The sequence below is a fragment of the Aliiroseovarius sp. Z3 genome (assembly GCF_029105185.1).
Lineage (GTDB): Bacteria > Pseudomonadota > Alphaproteobacteria > Rhodobacterales > Rhodobacteraceae > Aliiroseovarius.
Genome location: NZ_JAFMZK010000003.1, coordinates 225214 through 244567, shown reverse-complemented (window position 1 = coordinate 244567; position 19354 = coordinate 225214). Strand labels below are relative to the sequence as shown.

Below are 19354 nucleotides of genomic sequence, written 5' to 3'. Positions count from 1 at the left end.
GTAGAATGAAGATTGTTCTTGTCTCGGCCGTTGCGCTGATCGACCGCGATGGACGGGTGTTGCTGGCCCAGCGGCCCGAAGGAAAATCCATGGCCGGTCTGTGGGAATTTCCAGGCGGCAAGGTTGAACCCGGCGAAACCCCGGAACACGCGCTGATCCGCGAGCTGAAGGAAGAGCTTGATATCGACACATGGGCGTCATGCCTTGCGCCCCTGACCTTCGCCAGTCACAGCTATGATGATTTTCATTTGCTGATGCCCGTCTTTGCCTGTCGCAAGTGGGAGGGCCAGCCAAAACCGCAGGAAGGTCAATCCCTTAGCTGGGCGCGTGTCGACCAATTGCGTGAATATCCGATGCCGCCCGCCGACCTGCCCTTGATCCCTATTTTGCGAGATTGGCTTTAATCCGCGCAGCTTGTGACGAAAATGTGTCCAAGCGCCGAATACCTGCTATGGTTGCATTGATTCGGCACCTATGGATTGGGAGAATTCAGATGCTGCGGACGATTGTACTTGGAAGTTGTGTAATGGTTCAGGGTCAGTATGTGCGCGACCTTTCAGATGGACGCATCGTCGTTCGGGTGGAAGACCGCCTGTTTTCCGGTCGCCCGGTTGAGCAGCGCAAGGCAGCTTAATCCATCAGCGAATTGCCTGTTGGCAAACGAAAAAGGGGACGGCCAAACCGTCCCCTTTTTTGCATCCTGACACCGGACATTAGTCCAGAGTACGCTCAACTTCTTCCCGTTCGAAGATTTCAATCACATCGTTCGGACGGATGTCGTCATAATTCTCGAACGCCATCCCGCATTCCTGACCTGACTGCACCTCTTTCACTTCGTCCTTGAAGCGCTTCAGCGTTTTCAGCGTGCCTTCGTGGATCACCACGTTGTCTCGCAGCAAACGCACACCAGCGGAACGACGCGCGACCCCTTCGGTGACCAGACAACCGGCAACCTTGCCAACGCCCGACACTTTGAAGACTTCGCGAATCTCGGCATAGCCAATGAAGTTCTCGCGCACTTCGGCGGACAGCAGGCCCGATGCTGCCGCTTTCACGTCATCCACGAGGTCATAGATGATCGAGTAATAGCGGATCTCGACGCCTTTCTGGTTGGCCGAATTGCGGGCCGACGCATTTGCGCGGACGTTGAAGCCGATCACCGGGGCGTTCGATGCCTCGGCCAGACCGATATCGGATTCCGTGATGGCGCCCACACCATAGTGCAGCACGCGCACGCGCACCTCTTCGTTACCGATCTTCTCCATCGCTTGCACGATCGCTTCGGCAGAGCCTTGCACATCGGCTTTGACCAGAATGGGCAACTCGGCGACGTCTTCGTCGGCCTTTGCTTTCGCCATCATCTGTTCCAGCGTCGTTGCGGCACCTGCGGCGGCACGTTTGTCCTTGGCGGCCTGTTCACGATATTCAGCGATTTCACGGGCCTGCGCCTCGGTCTCTACGACGTTCAGAACGTCACCCGCTTCGGGCGTGCCGTTCAGACCCAGCACCTCGACAGGAACAGATGGACCGGCTTCTTTGACGCGGTCGCCCTGATCATTCACAAGGGCACGGACTTTACCATGCTGCTCGCCCACAACGAAGATGTCGCCCTGCTTCAGCGTCCCGTTCTGCACCAAAACGGTGGCGACGGGGCCGCGGCCCACATCAAGCTGGGCTTCGATCACAGCACCGGAAGCGGCGCGGTTCGGGTTGGCCTTCAGCTCAAGGATTTCGGCCTGAAGCGCGATGGCTTCCAGCAATTCGTCCAGACCCTGGCCGGTGATGGCGGACACTTCAACATCCTGCACATCGCCCGACATCTTTTCGACGATCACCTCGTGCTGCAAAAGCTCGGTGCGGACCTGATCGGGGTTGGCGGCAGGTTTATCGATCTTGTTGATCGCAACGATCATCGGCACGTCGGCGGCCTTGGCGTGATTGATGGCTTCGATGGTCTGCGGCATGACCGCGTCATCGGCAGCGACAACCAGAACCACGATATCCGTGACCTGAGCCCCGCGGGCACGCATCGACGTAAAGGCCGCGTGGCCCGGCGTATCCAGGAAGGACAACACCGCACCGCTGTCGGTTTTGACCTGATAGGCACCGATATGCTGAGTGATCCCACCAGCTTCGCCAGCGGTCACTTTTGCATTGCGGATCGCATCCAGAAGCGAGGTTTTACCGTGGTCAACGTGGCCCATGATGGTGATGACCGGCGGGCGACCAACAAGATCTTCTTCCTTGTCCTCGATCTGGTCGATCACGTCTTCGACGTCAGCATCCGAGACGCGCACAACCTTGTGGCCGAACTCCTCGATGATCAACTCGGCCGTGTCGGCGTCAATCGTTTGGTTTTGCGTCACCATCATGCCCATGGTCATGAGCGATTTGACAACATCTGCCACACGTTCAGCCATACGGTTTGCCAGCTCTGAAACAACAATCGCTTCGGGCAACTGAACGTCGCGGATAACCTTTTCCCGATCGACCTGTTCGCCCATCGCTTTCTGGCGCGCGCGCTCCTGCTTGCGGCGCATCGAAGCGACCGAGCGGTGACGATCGCCACCCCCACGCAGGGCCTGGTTCAAGGTCAGCTTGCCAGAACGGCGACCGTCATCGCGCGCCGCACCTTTGGTGTTGCGATTCTGGCGATCCGCGGCACCGCCACGGTCGTCTTTCTTGCGTGTCCCTGACGGCGCTTTGCCTGTGCCGCGCTGCTCGGCAGCCTGAGCGGCAGCAGGATCTGCGGCAGGGGCTGGCTGTTTGGCCGCCTTCTTGGCTTCTTCGGCGTCACGCTTCTTGCGCTCTTCCTCTTCCGCCTTGGCTTTCAGGGCTTCTTCGCGCTCGCGTTCTTCGCGTTCCTTGGCCTCGGCCTCTTCGCGGCGGCGATTGCGCTCTTCCTCGCGTGCTTTTTCTTCGGCTGCGCGGGCTTCGGCTTCTTCCGTCTCGCGGGCCTTGGCGGCCTGCAAGGCTTTCATCCGGCGCTCCATCTCGGCATCTGAAATGCCAGCGGGGCGCTTCTTCGGATCACCCGCGGAAGGAGAGGCCGCACCAGAACCCGATGCCGCACCCGGTTTGGGCACGACAACGCGCTTGCGTTTCGTTTCGACCACGACGTTCTTCGTCCGCCCGTGGCTAAAGCTTTGCTTTACCTGACCGGGGCGTCCACCGCCACGCAGTCCAAGGGTCTTTTTGCCGTCATTATCGCTCATCTGGTCTTCGTACCTTTCCGGTGACCGTTGCCACCGTCGCTATCTTGCACGCGCATCGCTTGTAGTTTCTTGGCTTCCTCTACAACACGGGATGCCAAACCACCAGACGCAAGCGCGCCATGTATCACATTTTCACGCCCGAAGGCCATTCCCAGCTCATCTGCCGTCAGGCAAGTAAAGAACCGGTCACGGCCGGGCGGTGGGCGAAGCTTCGATTTGCCCCGCTCGGACCCGTCCGACGCCTGGATCAAGACCGCCGCCTGTTCCTTAACAAGCCAGTCTTTCACCTTTTCAAACCCGGCGACCGCACCCCCGGCCTTGCGCGCAAGGCTGATCAGGTGGACCACGCGATCCGCCAGCGCCGTCTCAAGCATCGGCAGCAAATCACCGGGGACGGTCACTTGCTGCTTCGCTGCGCGCGAGAACAGCCCCTTCTTGGCGGCCTTCTCTAACGCGGCGCGATCCGCCGACACCCAGATCCCGCGACCCGGCAGCTTGCCCAGAAGGTCCGGCACAATCGACCCGTCCGGCCCCACGACAAAACGGATCATCCCGGCTTTGAGCTGGGTTTCTCCGGTCGCGATACAGCGCCGTTCCGGCTCTTCCGGCCGCTTGTTTTGACCACCGCGCGTCATGCGCCGCCTCCGAGGCCTGAAATCAGGCCTCGGCCTCCTCGGTATCAGCTTCTTCTTCGGCTTCTTCAGCCTCAAGATCGGCAGGGTCCACCCAACCCAGAAGGATGCGGGCGGTCATCACCATGTCTTGCGCCTGCTCCAGGGTGACGCCGAATTTTTCAAGCGACCCATCGTCCTTGGACCGCTCGCCATCGACGGTCGTCCAGCCGCCGGCCAGCTCCCAGTCCGCACAGGTTGCAAAATCTTCCAAAGACTTCACACCGTCCTCGGCCAAGGCTTCAACCATCTGAGGTGTCAAACCTTCAAAAGCGATCAGGCTGTCTTCGACGCCCAGCGCGCGGGCATTTTCCAGCGCCTTGGCGTTCTGGGCTTCCAGATAGTCACGGGCACGGGCTTGAAGCTCTTCTGCCGTCGCGGCATCGACACCGTCGATCACCAGCAGCTCGTCAAGTTCCACATAAGCAACCTCTTCAAGGTTTGCAAATCCTTCAGAAACAAGAAGCTGGGCGAAGAATTCATCAAGGTCCAGCGTGTCCATGAACAGCTTGGTGCGTTCAGCGAACTCGGCCTGACGACGCTCGGATTCCTCGGCCTCGGTCATGATGTCGATGTCCAGACCCGTCAGCTGCGACGCCAGACGCACGTTCTGGCCCCGGCGACCAATGGCCAGCGACAGCTGCTCGTCGGGGACAACAACTTCGATCTTGCCCGCTTCTTCGTCCAGAACAACCTTCGACACCTCGGCAGGTTGAAGCGCGTTCACAAGGAAGGTCGGCTGATCTTCATTCCACGGAATGATGTCGATCTTTTCGCCCTGAAGTTCGTTCACCACGGCCTGCACGCGCGAACCGCGCATACCGACACAGGCACCAACCGGGTCAATCGAGCCATCATAGGAGATCACGGCAATCTTTGCACGCGAACCGGGGTCACGGGCGACGGCCTTGATTTCGATGATACCGTCATAGATTTCGGGCACTTCCATCTTGAACAGCTCGGCCATGAACTCGGGCGCGGTGCGGCTCAGGAAAATCTGCGGACCACGGGTTTCGCGACGAACGTCCTTGATATAGCAGCGGATGCGATCATTCGGGCGATAGGCTTCGCGGCCGATCTTTTCGTTCCGGCGCAGGATGGCTTCGCCGGTGCCCACATCGACGATGACGTTGCCATATTCTTCGCGCTTGACCTGACCGTTGATGATTGTACCGGCGCGGTCCTTGAATTCTTCATACTGACGATCCCGTTCGGCTTCGCGCACCTTCTGCAAGATCACCTGCTTGGCCGACTGGGCAGCAATGCGCCCCATTTCAACCGGCGGCACTTCTTCAACGAACGTGTCGCCAACTTTGGGGTCGTCCATATACTGCTTGGCCTGTTCGACGGTGAATTCGGCCTGATAGTTCTCAAGCTCTTCTTCCTCGACCACGGTGCGCACACGGGTGAACGTGGCGCGGCCTGTCTTGCGGTCGATCGACACGCGAATGTCCATCTCTGCGCCGTAGCGCGACTTGGCCGCACGGGCCAGGCTTTCTTCCATCGCTTCGATCACCAGCGCCGGGTCGATCATCTTTTCACGCGCGACGGCCTCGGCGGTCTGGAGCAGCTCCAACTGGTTTGCAGATGTAATTGCCATGGGTTCAGTCCTCCTCGGAACCGGTGATTTCTTGAATTTCGTCAAATTGCGTTTCGTCGATCTGGCCTGCGTCTTTGCGCTGGTTCAGAACCTGACGAATAAGGTCATCTGTCAGGACCAGCTTGGCCTCGGACAGCCAGTCAAAATCAAGCCCAATCGTGACTGTTTCACCTTTATTTTCGATTTCGATCAGCACGTCGTTGCCTTCAACGCCCGCCAGTTCGCCTTTGAAGCGCTTACGACCGTCAATCATCTCGGACGTTTCGATCTTGGCCACATAGCCTTCCCAATCCTGAAAATCCTTCAGGCGGGTCAGGGGGCGGTCGATGCCGGGCGAGCCGACTTCGAGCGTATAGTTGTCTTCAATCGGGTCTTCGACATCCAAAACCGCGCTGACAGCGGTCGAGATATCACCGCATTCATCAACTTCGATCCCGCCATCGGGACGTTCCGCCATGATCTGCAAGGTGGGCGTCTTGCCACCCATCAGGCGCAGGCGCACAAGCTCGAACCCCATCCCTTCGATCACGGGCTGGACGATCTCGGCAAGGCGCCGGTCAATGGCTGCTTTGGCAACAAGGTTGCTCACACGTATCTCCAAAACAAAAAAACGGGCCAGCGGGCCCGTCGGATTTTCCGGTGGAGCTTCGGGGGTGGAGGCCGAAACGCCGCTGTTGAAGGGGATATAGGTCAGATGCTGCGGGGATGCAAGCTGAGTCTGCTATGCCCCCAGCGTATCCCTTTGCCGGGCCAGTTTCTGCATCGTGCGCACCAGCTCGTCGGCGATGCCCCGCTCGGACAGCGCGTGACCGGCCATGTGGATCATCCGCAGGTCCGAGGACGGCCATCGCTGATGTAGCTGATAGGCGGTTGTAGGTGGGCAGATCATATCGTGCCGACCCTGCACGATGGTGCCGGGAATATGGGCAATCTTTGGCATATCGCGCAGAATCTGGCCGTCGGTCTCAAGAAACGCGCCATGGCTGAAATAGTGGTTTTCCAGCCGGGCAAAAGCGCGCGCATAATCCGCCGGGCTGTCGATTGCCGTGCCCGCATTCTGGATCGAAGCAAGCGCGTTTTCCCACCCGGTCCAGGCCTTGGCATAGCGCGCCTCTTCGCTCGAATTGCCCGAGAACAGACGCCGGTTGTAGGCGGCGATCATGTCGTGACGCTCGTCTTCGGGAATCAGGCTTTCGAACCGCTCCCACAGCTCGGGCCAGAACCGCCCGGCACCCCCGCCATAGAACCAATCCAGCTCGACCTGCGTCGCCAGAAACACACCGCGCAGCACCAGCCATGCCACGCGGGACGGGTGCGTCTGCGCATAGACCAGCGCCAGCGTCGCCCCCCAGGAGCCGCCGAACACGACCCAGCGGTCAATGCCAAGGGTCAGCCGAATCTGTTCAATATCCTGAACCAGATGCCACGTGGTGTTCGCCTCGATGCTGGCATGGGGCCGCGAACGTCCACAGCCGCGTTGGTCAAACAGGATGATGCGATAATCGTCGGGGTCGAAGAACCGCCGCATTGCAGGCGACGATCCACCCCCCGGCCCACCGTGGAACACCACAACGGGAATGCCGTGCGGATTGCCGCTTTGCTCGACATAAATTCGATGCCCGTCACCCACATCCAACATGCGCCGATCAAACGGATCAATCGACGGATAGAGCCGGGGCGTGGCGTTGTTTTTTCCTGCGGCCTTGTCCATATGTCATCTATATATTGACCCGGCCGCGCCCGCCATCAGAAAGAAAGTCGCCTTTGATGAGTGCTGACACCCAAACTACCGTTGACCCCGCCGAAGTCGCCAAGTTCGAAGCCATGGCCGCCGAGTGGTGGGATCCGACCGGCAAGTTCAAGCCGCTTCACATGATGAACCCGGTGCGGCTGGATTACATCACCAGCCAGATTGCCGCCGAGTTTGGGCGCGATCTGGTCGAGGTCGAGCCGTTTAAGGGTCTGCGGCTTCTGGATATCGGCTGCGGCGGTGGATTGCTGTCTGAACCGATGGCCCGTCTGGGGGCCGAGGTCGTGGGCGCGGATGCCGCCGCCGGGAACATCCCGGTGGCACAGCTTCACGCCGAACAAATGGGGTTGGACATCGACTATCGCCACACCACCGCCGAGGCGCTGGCCGATGCGGGCGAGCAATTCGATGTGGTTCTGAACATGGAGGTGGTCGAACATGTGGCCGACCCGCTGGCTTACCTGACCGCCTGCCAACGGCTTTTGAAACCCGGTGGGTTGATGGTGGCATCCACCATCAATCGCAATCCGAAAAGCTTCATGGTGGCCATCGTCGGGGCCGAACATGTCATGCGCTGGCTGCCCAAGGGCACGCATGAATGGTCGAAATTCATCACGCCCGATGAGCTGGCCGCTTTGATCGGCCAGGTTGGCCTGACCGAGGTCGACCGCAAGGGCATGGTGTTCAACCCGCTGGGGTGGAGCTGGTCAATCTCGGACCGGGATCTGTCAGTAAACTATGCGATGGCGAGCGTGAAGCCAAAGGGCTAACGCGGCGGTCTATATACGCTCATAGTCGTTTCAGCCAACTCAAACCCCGCGCGGCGATACAGCCGTCCGGCATCGCTGTCGGCATGGGCGACAATCACGGGCAAAGCGTCGGGCGCGCGGGCCTTGGCCCAATCCAGACTGGCGCATAACAGCGACGAACATATGCCGCGCCGCCGATAATCTTCATGCGTCTGCACAGACTGATAGCGCATCAGCTTTTCATCGTGAAAGATTCCCATGTCCCCGACCAGCCGATCGCCATCGAACGCGCCGAACCATTGGCCCAGCCCCTTGGCAATCTGCGCTTGCCGAGCATTGGTTTTCTGGCGGAGATAGTCGTCCATACCCCGCTCGGGCGCGCCATCCTTGATAAGATCGACCTTTGCAATCATCTCGCTCTGTGTCCAGTCTTCGGCGCTGGTCATCGGGCGTATCACCAATCCGTCAGCGATCTGCGCACGGTTCAGATCACCGCGCAAAGCCAGGGTGTCAGATTGCTCAACGCGCAGTCCTGATCCGTCGAACACGGCCGCAACATCGTCGCGCGAAAGGTTGGGAATATCCCATCCGATGCAGATATGTTCAGCCGTTGGAATGTCCGTGTGAAATTGCGCGAGCAGCGAGGCGGCGTCGAACGGCGCATCTTTGAAAATCACACGATTCCCGAACCAGAAATTCGGCTCGTCCGGGGTGGTCTGCACAACGCGATCAGCGTGCCGGGTGACCAAGCATTGCCCCGATTGCACCATCAGGTCCGTTGCAAACTCCAGCGCCTTCATTCGATGTCGCTAAGCAACTGCCGCATCTCGCGCAGAACTGGCAGCGCGTTGCGCACCCTGTCTGCGCCGATCTTTGTGACCATGTTGCCGATGATCGGCGTGATGGCCTGAAGCGCCGCATCCCGCGCGGCCCGGCCCGACGGCGAGATGGTCACGAACTTGCGCCGCGCATCGTCCCAGTCAGGGCGAATATGTACATGGCCGGCCCATTCCAGCTTGTTCAGCGTGTTGGTCATGGCCCCGCGAGTCACGTGAAACGCCTTGGCCAGTTGCGCGGGGCTTTTTTCTTCGTTCAGCCGCGCCAGATGATTCAGCACGGAAAAATGGCTCAACTCCATCCCCTTGGGCAACGCCTTTGACAGGCGGTTGCGCGCCAACTGGTCGGCCATGAACATTTCGCTGAACAGGGCGACCGAAAGGGTATCAACCGAACTTTCTGACATCAGGGGCTCTCAAATTCACGATCATGGTCAAGCGACGGCACGCGTCGGCGCGACCTTCCCACGTCCTCAAGGTCAAGATCAACCATTGTGATGCCCGGCGCGTCCCCGCCATCGGCCAGAACCTCGCCCCAGGGCGAGACAATCAGGGAATGCCCATGCGTCGCACGCTTCGGTCCGTTTTGTCCGCATTGCGCGGGGGCAAGGATAAACGCGCCGTTTTCAATCGCGCGGGCGCGCAGCAGGCTTTCCCAATGCGCCTTGCCGGTCACAGGAGAGAACGCGGCCGGCGCGGTGATGATCGTTGCGCCCGCCTTGGCAAGCCCGCGATAGAGGTGCGGAAATCGCATGTCATAGCAGATGGTTAGCCCGATCTTACCGAAGGGCGTGTCAGCCACGACTGCGCGGGTTCCGGGGCGATAGGCTGCGCTTTCGCGATAGGTTTCGGTCTCGTCGATCTCGACATCGAACATGTGGATCTTGTCATACCGCGCGACGATCTTTCCCTCGGGTGAAATCAGGAAAGATCGGTTCGCAAAACGCCCGTCTTCGTCATCCGTCTTGAGCGCGAGCGATCCGACAAGCAGCCAGATGCCCAGCACGCCAGCGTCTTCCTGCATTGCAGCAAGGAATGGGTCATCCGCTTCGTGGTGCAGAACCGCTTGCTGGCGGCGGCGACTGTTGGACAACACATTGCTGACTTCAGGGGTTAGAACAAACTCGGCGCCCGCCTTGGCGGCATCATGAACCATGCGCCGCACCACCTTCAGGTTGGCGTCCGGGTCTTCGCCTGCCGTGAACTGAATCAGCGCCGTTTTCATAGTCTAACCCGCCAGCAAACGATCAAGTTTGCCGTCCCGCTCCAACGCAGCGATGTCGTCATACCCCCCCACATGCGTGTCGCCGACAAAGATTTGCGGCACGGTATGGCGCCCGTTGGCACGCTGCATCATTTCCTGCCGCTTATCGGGGTTCATCATCACGTCAATCTCGTCAAATGGCACATCCTTGCTGTTCAAAAGACGTTTTGCCGCGTGGCAATATCCGCAAAGTTGCGAGGTGTAGATGGTGACAGGCTGCATGGGTGGCTCCGTATCGTGATAGGCCAAGGCGGCCAGAACGTCCGAAACCTATGCGTCCCGTGTCACGCGGGCAAGGGCGAGCACATTTACGTGATCCGCCCCCGCCGCAAGGCAAGCCCGCGTCGCCGCATCAAAGCTGGCACCCGATGTCATCACATCATCCACAAGCAACACCGATCGCCCCGCAAGTTGTGCGCCCCGCTTCGGATGAGGCGAAATCGCCCCGTGCATGTTGGCAAACCGCGCGTCGATATCCATTCCGTCGTGGGCGCGCGTCCGCTTTGGCCGCACCAGCGCATCGGGCACATGATCGATATCCAGAATGCGCGCCAGAGATCGAGCAAGCTCGGCCGATTGATTGTAACGCCTTCGCAGCAGGCGCGACCAATGGATCGGCATGGGTACAATCAATGTGTCAGGACAGATCAAAGGGGTCGCCGCGCGGGCCAGCCATGGGGCGGCGGCGCGGGCAAGTTCAGGCCGATCTCCGTGTTTCAGCGCCAGCACCAACCGCCGCGCGTTTCCGTCATAAACCATCGCTGCCCGCCCTTTCTGCCAAGGCCGGTTTGCGGCCAGGCAAGCATCGCAATGGCTGGGCGATCCGTCATCTTCGCCGGGCAAGGGGTCACCGCACAGGTCGCAGGCCAGCCCTTCGATAAACGGGGTCTCGCGCCAGCAATTACCGCAAAGCGCAAAATCGGTGTCCGTGGGCGCCGCGCAACTGACGCATTGCGGGGGGTAAAGCACGCCAAGCGCCGATTGCATTTTCCCACCTTCCATCTATGGTCCGCGCCCATGACACAAACCGACCCTGATTTGCCCCCCCGCCTGACCGATCGCGCGCAACTTGACCGCAATCGCAAGCGCGCCACGCCCGACGGGCTGTTTCTGCAGAACCTTGCGGCGGACGAGGTCAAGGATCGCCTGACAGAGGTTAACAGAAGGTTTACCAAACCGGCGATCGTGACAGGTTTTCCTGAAATATGGGCGCGATCCTTTCCCAGCGCCAAGATCGTGGCCGATGATGACACGCTGGACCTTGCCCCCGGCGCGCATGATCTGGTGATACACGGGCTGTCTTTGCACTGGGCCAATGATCCCGTCGGGCAGCTGATTCAGGCCCGCCGGGCGTTGGAGCCTGACGGGCTGTTCATGGGGGTCATGTTCGGCGGACAAACCCTGTCGGAGCTTCGCGCCGTATTGTCCGAGGTAGAGATCGAGACGACCGGCGGCCTGTCTCCGCGCATCCTGCCGATGGGCGAAATCCGCGATCTTGGTGCGCTGTTGCAGCGGGCAGGCTTTGCGCTGCCGGTCGCCGACAGTGATTTGCGCGAGGTGACATACAAGAACGCCACTGCCCTGATCCGCGATCTGCGCTTGATGGGAGAGCGGAATGCGCTGGAACAGAGACTGAAGAAGCAGCTTTCCCGCTCGGTCCTGTCTGCGGTGAATGATCGCTACAGGCGCCACTTCCCCGCGTCTGATGGCCGCATCTCGGCCAGTTTCGATCTGGTATTCTTGACAGGTTGGGCGCCTGATGACAGCCAACCCAAGCCGCTTCGGCCCGGCTCTGCCGTCGCACGGCTGGCCGATGCGTTGGGCGCAGACGAAACCAAACTGTCCGATTGACACAGACCCCTTGGCCCGCGATTGATCCAGGGTGCGAAACGGAGCGTAAAGATGAACATGAAGAAGCCAGCCGACCACCCCAAACTGCCCGCCCGAAAGGTCGGGGTCCTGTTTGCCAATCTTGGCACGCCGGATGGCTATGATTACTGGTCCATGCGCCGTTATCTGAGCGAGTTTCTGTCGGACAAGCGGGTGATCGACTATCCCGCGTGGAAATGGCAGCCGATCCTGCAAGGCATCATCCTGACCAAGCGCCCCTTTTCATCGGGCGAGGCCTATAAGTCGATCTGGAACGAAGAGCTGGGTGAAAGCCCCTTGATGACGATCACCAAACAGCAGGTCGCAAAGCTGCGCAGCGGTCTGGAAAAGCGGTTTGGTGCAGAAATAGTCACTGATTTCTGTATGCGCTATGGCAACCCGTCGACCAAATCGAAGGTGCGGGAAATGGTCGCCGCGGGCTGCGACCGCATCCTGTTCTTCCCGCTTTATCCGCAATATGCGGGGGCCACGATGGCGACGGCGAACGACGCGTTCTTCCGCGCGTTGATGGACGAGGCATGGCAGCCCGCCAGCCGCACCATCGAACCCTATTTCGACGATCCCGCCTATGTCGACGCGCTGGCGCAATCGGTCGAACGCGACTATGCGGCGATCGAGAAAAAGCCCGACCTGCTGGTGGTGTCCTATCACGGGATGCCCGAGCGCTATTTACAGCAAGGCGACCCCTATCATTGCCAGTGCCAGAAAAGCACCCGCTTGTTGAAAGAGCGGCTGGGTTGGGGTGACGACGACATCACCACCACGTTCCAATCGGTGTTCGGGCCCGAGGAATGGTTGAAACCCTATACGGTGGAAGAGGTTGCGCGGCTGGCCAAGGCCGGGAAGAAAAACATCGCGGTAATCGCGCCTGCTTTCTCGGCCGATTGCATCGAAACGCTTGAGGAAATTCAGGAAGAGATTCAGGAAGCCTTCATTGAAGCGGGCGGTGAAAGCTTCACCTACATCCCCTGCCTGAACGATGAGGACGCGCATATCGACGCGCTTCTCGGCGTGGCCGAACGCAACCTTGCGGGTTGGCTGGAATAGGCTCTAATCCACCTGCCAACCGCGTTTTCGCAACGTGCGCAGGATCTGATCTTCGCAATCATCCGCATCCGCTTGAATGGCATTCCGCATCGTGAACCAATACAGATAGCGGTCGAAATCCGGGGCGATGCTCTGCACGGCATCAAACGCGTCTTGCACGCCCAGCTCGTGCACATTCGCGGCGATGTGGTGGAAGTCGACCCGCCCAAAAAGCATCGCGGGCTTGGCGAAGAAATAGCCAAACAGCGCAGCCGAGGAGTTTTGCGTCACCACGAAACGGCAGGAGGCAAGGGCTTCGTTCATCTGCCCGGTGGTGACAGTCAGATTTGGATGGCGCGCGCCTAACGCATCCAGCGCATCGCGTTCGCCCTGCATGTAGGTTTCAGACGGGTGCAAGGTGGCGAGAACGGGCATATCGGGAAAACGGGTGGCAACCTGATCGACCATTTCGACCGGGCTGGCGGCCTGAAAACTGCGGTGCTGCAACAGCCGACCTTGAAGCGGCACATAGATCGGACCGTCGCGCGTCACATGTGAAGCCGCACCCTTGAACAGCCACTTGCGCCAACCATCTGCCCAGCTACGGGCGACATCGGGATCAATCGAACTGGGATCAAAATCCTTTCTTGCGACCTCGAACTCCCACCGCTTGGCCGAGGCTTCGATCCGCCAGAACGGATAGAAATAGCTGCGCCGGATGGTCAACGCGCGGTCGTGAAGCGGGTCTTCCATCAAAAACAGGGCGTACCCGTTCCGGGCAGCGGACGCCAACCGCTCCAAGTCACTGTTCCTGCGGTATTCGATCCGAAACCCGCGCTTTTCAAGCGCCGACGCAATCCTGTTCACGAAGTTGAACTCGCCTTGCCGGGCGCGCTGCAACGGCTCGGGATCAAGATAAACGCGAAGGATTTTGGCAACCGGCATAGCCGCACGCTAGCCCCCGATCTGCCGAAGAACAAGGCGGGGTGGTTGTCTGATCTGCCGCCCGCGTCCATATAGGGTGAAGATTAACGGAGGCGACATGGCAGATACGGATTTTCCCGGTTGGCACGGCACAACAATCATTGGCGTGCGCAGGGGTGGTAAAGTGGTGATTGCAGGCGACGGACAAGTCAGTCTGGGCCAAACCGTCATCAAGGGCACGGCGCGCAAGGTGCGCAAACTCTCACCCGGCGGGTTTGATGTCGTGGCAGGGTTTGCCGGGTCCACTGCGGATGCCTTCACCCTGCTTGAACGTCTGGAGAAAAAGCTGGAGGCAACGCCGGGGCAGCTGGCCCGCGCCTCGGTCGAGCTGGCGAAAGACTGGCGCACGGACAAATATCTTCAGAAGCTCGAAGCCATGCTGATCGTCACCGACGGCAAAGAGCTGTTGGTTATCACCGGTGCAGGAGATGTGCTGGAACCTGAACATGATGTGGCAGCCATCGGGTCGGGTGGTAATTTCGCACTGGCCGCCGCGCGTGGCCTGATGGAAACCGACATGGACGCCGAAGCCGTGGCCCGCACGGCGATGGCAATTGCCGCGGACATCTGTGTTTACACCAATGGCAACTTGACTGTTGAGGAGATCGGCGCATGACCGACCTGACCCCCCGCGAAATCGTCGGCGAGCTGGATCGTTACATCATTGGGCAGAAAGACGCGAAACGCGCCGTCGCCGTGGCTTTGCGCAACCGTTGGCGGCGCAAGCAGCTGTCAGATGATCTGCGCGATGAAGTGTATCCGAAAAACATCCTGATGATCGGCCCGACCGGCGTCGGGAAAACCGAGATCAGCCGCCGGTTGGCAAAACTCGCCCGCGCGCCTTTTATCAAGGTCGAAGCGACAAAATTCACCGAGGTTGGCTATGTCGGGCGCGATGTGGAGCAGATCGTACGCGATCTGGTGGATGCCGCAATTATGCAGACCCGTGAACACATGCGCGAGGATGTGAAAGCCCGCGCCGAAACCGCTGCTGAAGACCGGGTGATCGAAGCCATCGCCGGCACCGACGCGCGCGAAAACACGCGCGAGATGTTCCGCAAGAAGCTGCGCGCGGGCGAGCTGGACGACCATGAGGTCGAGCTGAACATTGCCGAAAACTCCAACCCCATGCAGATGTTCGATGTGCCCGGTCAGCCGGGGCAGGGCATGGGGATGCTGAACCTTGGCGACATGTTCGGCAAGACCTTCGGGCAGCGCACCGTTAAGAAGAAAATGACCGTGCGCGACAGCTATGACATTCTGATCTCGGACGAAGCTGACAAGCTGTTGGACGACGAAACCGTGACCCGTGCGGCCCTTGAAGCGGTCGAACAGAATGGCATCGTCTTTCTGGACGAGATCGACAAGGTTTGCGCAAAGTCGGATGCGCGCGGCGCCGATGTCAGCCGCGAAGGCGTGCAGCGCGACCTGTTGCCACTGATCGAAGGCACAACCGTGTCGACCAAGCACGGGCCGGTGAAAACAGACCATATCCTGTTCATCGCCTCAGGCGCGTTTCATGTGGCCAAGCCGTCAGATCTGCTGCCCGAGCTTCAGGGCCGGCTGCCCATCCGGGTCGAGCTTCGTGCGCTGACAGAAGAGGATTTCGTGCGCATCCTGACCGAAACCGACAATGCGCTGACGCGTCAGTATACGGCCCTGATGAACACCGAGGAGGTCACGGTCGAGTTCACTGAAAACGGCATCGCCGCGCTGGCCAGCATCGCCGCCGAGGTCAACCAGAGCGTCGAAAATATCGGCGCGCGCCGCCTTTATACCGTGCTGGAACGCGTGTTCGAAGAGCTTAGCTTTACCGCCCCGGATCGCGCGGGCGACACGGTGGTGGTCGATAAAGCATTCGTGGATCAGAACCTCGGAGAGCTGATGACCGCGACAGATGTGAGCCGCTACATGCTTTGATGTCTATGCAGACGGTGAATCCTCGGGTATCCAATGGCGAAGCCCGAGGAGTCATACGTGCGGATTGTTCATCATCTTGTCATTGTCTTGCTGCTTGCCTCCTGCGCGCCGCGCGGGACGATCACGCTTTTTGATAAGGCCGCCCAAACCGGTGATTTGCAGCGTATATATGTCGGCACAACGCGCGAGATGGACGCGCAGGGTATACCCAGCGGCAGTCGCAGTCGCCAGCTGATCTTCGGTCGATATGATGTTTCGGTTCCGCGCGACCGCGAACCAGGCAGCATCGAATGGCCACGCCGCAAGACGCCGGATCCCAACAAGCATTTCCTGTTGGACAGCTTCCAGCCACTAACAACACAGGGCACGTTCCGCACGGCACTGCGTGGAGAACTGGCCCACAGGCGGGCCGAGCAGCGTACGGCCATCATATTCGTGCATGGGTTCAACAACACGTTCGCGGAAGGTCTGTACCGGTTCGCTCAGATTTCCGAAGATTTGGATTTGCCGTTTTTGCCGGTCCACTATTCCTGGCCCAGCGCCGGACATCCGCTGGGATATGGGTATGACCGAGATTCAATGCTGATCGCACGCGATGGGCTAGAGGCAACCATCCGGGCCGTCTCGGAAGCAGGTGCCGACGAAATCCTGCTGGTCGGACATTCGATGGGTGCACTGCTGGCAATGGAAACGATGCGGCAGATGACCATCGCGGACGGCCAAAGCGGTTTGCGCAAAATCAGCGGCGTTATCCTGATCTCGCCCGACATTGATATCGACGTCTTCCGCGCGCAGGCGGATCGGATCGGCAAGCTGCCTCAACCGTTCTATATCTTCACATCGACCCGCGACATCGCGCTACGCCTGTCAGCCGGCCTGACCGGGCAAGCTGCACGATTGGGGAACACAACAGATGTTCAGAAGCTGGCCGCCCTGGATGTGACCATGGTCGATATTTCGGCGTTCAGTGACGGCAAGATCGACCACACGACCGCATTGGCGTCACCGTCCTTTCTGCGCCTGCTGCAGGGGGTGCCTGATTTGGGTGCGTCCTATGGTGGCGACCCGTCCACGCGGGTTGGGCTTATTCCGGGAACCGTGTTGGTGGTCCAAAACGCAACGCGCCTGATCGTGACGCCGATTACGCAATAGCCGTCAGCGGCGCCTTCGCAGATAGACATAATACGCCCCTTGCCCCCCATGCTTCAGATGCGCCTCGGACATTTGAAGCACATGCTGGCGCAGGGGTTCTGTCTTCAACCAGTGTGGCACCTGATGGCGCAATACGCCGTGACGCACCGGGATAGGTCCACCATCATCACGATGCTTGCCCTTGCCGGTGATCACCAGAACCAGCCGACGATCAGCAGCAGCAGCATCGAGGATGAACCGTATCAGCATGGGGTGAGCCTGTGCGATGGTCATTCCGTGCAAATCAATTCGCGCTTCCGGCGCCAGACGCCCCTTTTTCATCTTGCCAAATGTCTTGCGATCCATCGCCAGCGGCTGGCTGGCGACGCTGTTGGACAAAGACGGCGCCAAATTGTGCGGCGGGGCGGATGGTTTGGCATTCTGCCCAACCTGAAACGCCGGATGGCGCACCTTCGGCTGTCGTTCTTTCGGTGGGGCGGCGGTCAGCGCAGGCAGGTCGGCCAGCGGTCGGGCGGTGTGCATCCGTTCGGTGCTGTCCGCCACCTTTTTCCACAACGCCTTGTCCTCGGCGCTTAGATGTCTGGGGCGGCGGGCCATTTCTATTCCTCGGGCAGCATGGAAAAGGCGCGCTGGATTGGAAGCAGCACGACCATGCGCCCGTCATCACGAATTTGTCCGGCCAGCCGCCCGGCGCGCTCGCCCGTGCCCCAGAAGATATCGGCGCGCTGCGCGCCCTTAACCCGTGATCCCGTATCTTGTGCGATCATCAGACGATTGAATGGTTCTTTGCCTTTTTTCTCTATCCAGACCGGTGCGCCCAGCGCGGTGTACACTGGATCTACAGCGACGGACCTATGCGCGGTGATCGAACGGTTCATCGCCCCCAACGGTCCCTTATGCGCCGAGACGTTTCCGATCACCCGGAAAAATACATAGGATGGGTTCGACACAAGCAGTTCGCGCCCGGCCTCGGGATTGCGCCTGACCCAGTTCTGAATGACCTTCTGGGAAACCTGATGTTCGTTATAGATCCCTTGCCGCACAAGCTCGTTGCCGAGCGACATGAAGTTATGGCCGTTCGAACCGCCATAGCCCAACCGGATGGTGCCGCCTTCCGCCAATCGAATACGCCCGGATCCCTGAATTTGCAGAAACTGAAGCTCGACCGGGTCTTCCACCCAGGCAATTTCAAGCCCGCGCCCCTGAAGGGCGCCGCCTTCCTCGATCTCACGCCGCGACAACCAGACATCACCCGATTTCAGTTCTGGCGGTTTTCGATAGACCGGATACCGATACCTGAGCGATTGCGTGCGCGAACCGCGGATTTCGGGTTCGTAATAGGCGGTGAACAGCGGCGCGTTCCCGTCTTCGATCAGGACGGGGCGAAAGAACAGTTCGAAAAAGGTTTTGCCGTCGTCCTGCTGCGCGGCCAGCGCACAAATGGGCCGCCATTGCGGATCGTCCAGATCGCGGCATGTATCCAGAAATACCGCCAGCGCTTCCTGGTGGTTGTCACGGTCCCAACCATCCAGGTCGTCAAAAGACAAGATCGTGATGTCGGCGTGATCCAACCCGGCCAATACGGGCGTGCCCAAAAGGGCCAGCGCAAGTGCCAGCCCCCGAAGCATCATCCACCCGTGGCGACAAGCTGCCAGTTCGGGTTGTCCGAACCCATGATGCGGGCAAAGGTCCAGACATCTTTCTGGCGCTTCACCTCGTTGGGGTTGCCTTCGATAACATCGCCACCCTTGTCGCGCACGACCGAGGTCAGCTCGCCGATAAAGCGCACGGTCACTTCGCCTTCGCCGGTGTCGGGGTCATAGGCAGCGTCCACAAGCTTCATCTCGCGCAGGCCGACGAATTTGGCTTCGACGGTCAGGCCCTTGTTTTCACGCGCCTCGATGACGGATGCGAAGGTCTCGTATACATCGTCGGCAAGGAACGGTTTGATCTGGGCCATGTCCCCGGCCTCGAACCCCATCAGGATCATCTCATAGGCACCGCGCGCGCCGCCCAGAAATTCGCTGACACTGAAGCTCGGCTCTGCCCCCTTCATCGCGGCCAGGGCGTGGGCGGCGGCACTGCCTTCGGGCACATGGTCGGTGATGTCGCTGTCCGGGCCACCTTCGATCACCTCAAGCTGGTCGCGGCCAAGGCGACGATCGTCCTTTCGCGTGACCACGGGCTTTTCGAACCCTTCACGCGTTCCAAGCACATCGCGCAGGCACAAAATCAGAAACAGGGCAATTCCGGCAAGCACCAGAAGCTGGATCAGGGATGAGCTCATTTATACCTCT

At 59.8% G+C, this 19354-nt stretch carries 21 protein-coding genes; 7 read left to right on the top strand and 14 right to left on the bottom strand.

Annotation, left to right across the window (positions count from 1 at the left end):
• The first annotated feature begins 5 nt into the window (after nt 1-5).
• The gene (mutT, locus tag J3R80_RS06875) at nt 6-404 is read left to right on the top strand and encodes an 8-oxo-dGTP diphosphatase MutT (RefSeq protein ID WP_275393024.1); all 399 of its coding nucleotides are present in this window, start codon (nt 6-8) and stop codon (nt 402-404) included.
• Nucleotides 405-713: 309 nt separating this feature from the next.
• Here the strand turns inward: mutT and infB are convergent, their stop codons facing one another.
• The 5 genes from infB to pip all read right to left on the bottom strand — a co-directional run bounded on the left by infB (nt 714) and on the right by pip (nt 7197).
• Nucleotides 714-3215, bottom strand: a complete 2502-nt coding sequence (infB, locus tag J3R80_RS06870; RefSeq protein ID WP_275393023.1) for a translation initiation factor IF-2 — start codon at nt 3213-3215, stop codon at nt 714-716.
• The gene (locus J3R80_RS06865) at nt 3212-3850 is read right to left on the bottom strand and encodes an RNA-binding protein (protein WP_275393022.1); all 639 of its coding nucleotides are present in this window, start codon (nt 3848-3850) and stop codon (nt 3212-3214) included. The genes infB and J3R80_RS06865 overlap by 4 nt, the downstream gene beginning before the upstream one ends.
• A gap of 22 nt (nt 3851-3872) precedes the next feature.
• Nucleotides 3873-5486, bottom strand: coding sequence for a transcription termination factor NusA (nusA, locus tag J3R80_RS06860; protein ID WP_275393021.1), 1614 nt, complete (start codon nt 5484-5486; stop codon nt 3873-3875).
• A 4-nt stretch (nt 5487-5490) separates the two neighbouring features.
• Nucleotides 5491-6075, bottom strand: a complete 585-nt coding sequence (gene rimP / locus J3R80_RS06855) for a ribosome maturation factor RimP (RefSeq protein WP_275393020.1) — start codon at nt 6073-6075, stop codon at nt 5491-5493.
• 132 nt (nt 6076-6207) lie between these two features.
• On the bottom strand, nt 6208-7197 hold the full coding sequence (gene pip / locus J3R80_RS06850; protein ID WP_275393019.1) for a prolyl aminopeptidase: 990 nt from the start codon (nt 7195-7197) through the stop codon (nt 6208-6210).
• Nucleotides 7198-7253: 56 nt separating this feature from the next.
• On the opposite strand from pip, the gene ubiG reads away from it, so the two are divergent.
• Entirely contained in the window at nt 7254-8006 is a 753-nt protein-coding gene (gene ubiG, locus J3R80_RS06845; protein ID WP_275393018.1) for a bifunctional 2-polyprenyl-6-hydroxyphenol methylase/3-demethylubiquinol 3-O-methyltransferase UbiG, read from the top strand.
• On the opposite strand, the gene J3R80_RS06840 is transcribed toward ubiG, so the two are convergent.
• The 5 genes from J3R80_RS06840 to J3R80_RS06820 are packed head-to-tail and all read right to left on the bottom strand — an operon-like array spanning nt 8003 to nt 11072.
• A complete protein-coding gene (locus J3R80_RS06840; RefSeq protein ID WP_275393017.1) occupies nt 8003-8785 on the bottom strand; it encodes a GNAT family N-acetyltransferase in 783 nt (260 codons plus the stop codon). The two genes, ubiG and J3R80_RS06840, sit on opposite strands and share 4 nt — an antisense overlap.
• Nucleotides 8782-9228: a MarR family transcriptional regulator gene (locus J3R80_RS06835; RefSeq protein WP_275393016.1), complete on the bottom strand. Its 447-nt coding sequence runs from the start codon at nt 9226-9228 to the stop codon at nt 8782-8784. Before J3R80_RS06835 ends, J3R80_RS06840 begins: the two co-directional genes overlap by 4 nt.
• Nucleotides 9228-10046 carry a carbon-nitrogen hydrolase family protein gene (locus J3R80_RS06830; RefSeq protein ID WP_275393015.1) on the bottom strand — a complete coding sequence of 273 codons (819 nt, stop codon included), beginning with the start codon at nt 10044-10046 and terminating at the stop codon, nt 9228-9230. Before J3R80_RS06830 ends, J3R80_RS06835 begins: the two co-directional genes overlap by 1 nt.
• A gap of 3 nt (nt 10047-10049) precedes the next feature.
• On the bottom strand, nt 10050-10307 hold the full coding sequence (gene grxC / locus J3R80_RS06825; protein WP_275393014.1) for a glutaredoxin 3: 258 nt from the start codon (nt 10305-10307) through the stop codon (nt 10050-10052).
• Nucleotides 10308-10355: 48 nt separating this feature from the next.
• Nucleotides 10356-11072 carry a ComF family protein gene (locus J3R80_RS06820; protein ID WP_275393013.1) on the bottom strand — a complete coding sequence of 239 codons (717 nt, stop codon included), beginning with the start codon at nt 11070-11072 and terminating at the stop codon, nt 10356-10358.
• 30 nt (nt 11073-11102) lie between these two features.
• Here J3R80_RS06820 and J3R80_RS06815 point away from each other — a divergent pair, with 30 nt between their 5' ends.
• Nucleotides 11103-11936 carry a methyltransferase domain-containing protein gene (locus J3R80_RS06815; RefSeq protein WP_275393012.1) on the top strand — a complete coding sequence of 278 codons (834 nt, stop codon included), beginning with the start codon at nt 11103-11105 and terminating at the stop codon, nt 11934-11936.
• A gap of 57 nt (nt 11937-11993) precedes the next feature.
• On the top strand, nt 11994-13022 hold the full coding sequence (hemH, locus tag J3R80_RS06810) for a ferrochelatase (RefSeq protein ID WP_275393011.1): 1029 nt from the start codon (nt 11994-11996) through the stop codon (nt 13020-13022).
• Nucleotides 13023-13025: 3 nt separating this feature from the next.
• Here hemH and J3R80_RS06805 read toward each other — a convergent pair whose 3' ends face one another.
• Nucleotides 13026-13946 (bottom strand): hypothetical protein, encoded by a 921-nt coding sequence (locus J3R80_RS06805; RefSeq protein ID WP_275393010.1) that lies wholly within the window; start codon nt 13944-13946, stop codon nt 13026-13028.
• A gap of 97 nt (nt 13947-14043) precedes the next feature.
• Here J3R80_RS06805 and hslV point away from each other — a divergent pair, with 97 nt between their 5' ends.
• The 3 genes from hslV to J3R80_RS06790 are packed head-to-tail and all read left to right on the top strand — an operon-like array spanning nt 14044 to nt 17057.
• Entirely contained in the window at nt 14044-14601 is a 558-nt protein-coding gene (hslV, locus tag J3R80_RS06800) for an ATP-dependent protease subunit HslV (protein WP_275393009.1), read from the top strand.
• Nucleotides 14598-15905, top strand: a complete 1308-nt coding sequence (gene hslU, locus J3R80_RS06795) for an ATP-dependent protease ATPase subunit HslU (RefSeq protein ID WP_275393008.1) — start codon at nt 14598-14600, stop codon at nt 15903-15905. Before hslV ends, hslU begins: the two co-directional genes overlap by 4 nt.
• 57 nt (nt 15906-15962) lie before the next feature.
• Complete coding sequence (locus tag J3R80_RS06790; protein WP_275393007.1) at nt 15963-17057, top strand: alpha/beta fold hydrolase; 1095 nt, start codon at nt 15963-15965, stop codon at nt 17055-17057.
• 3 nt (nt 17058-17060) lie between these two features.
• Here the strand turns inward: J3R80_RS06790 and J3R80_RS06785 are convergent, their stop codons facing one another.
• From J3R80_RS06785 to J3R80_RS06775, 3 genes are read right to left on the bottom strand one after another with little or no spacing between them, the layout of a single operon-like run.
• Nucleotides 17061-17654, bottom strand: coding sequence for a Smr/MutS family protein (locus tag J3R80_RS06785; RefSeq protein WP_275393006.1), 594 nt, complete (start codon nt 17652-17654; stop codon nt 17061-17063).
• Nucleotides 17655-17656: 2 nt separating this feature from the next.
• Nucleotides 17657-18688: a murein transglycosylase A gene (locus J3R80_RS06780; protein ID WP_275393005.1), complete on the bottom strand. Its 1032-nt coding sequence runs from the start codon at nt 18686-18688 to the stop codon at nt 17657-17659.
• Entirely contained in the window at nt 18685-19344 is a 660-nt protein-coding gene (locus J3R80_RS06775) for a Tim44/TimA family putative adaptor protein (protein WP_275393004.1), read from the bottom strand. The genes J3R80_RS06780 and J3R80_RS06775 overlap by 4 nt, the downstream gene beginning before the upstream one ends.
• Nucleotides 19345-19354 lie beyond the last annotated feature (10 nt).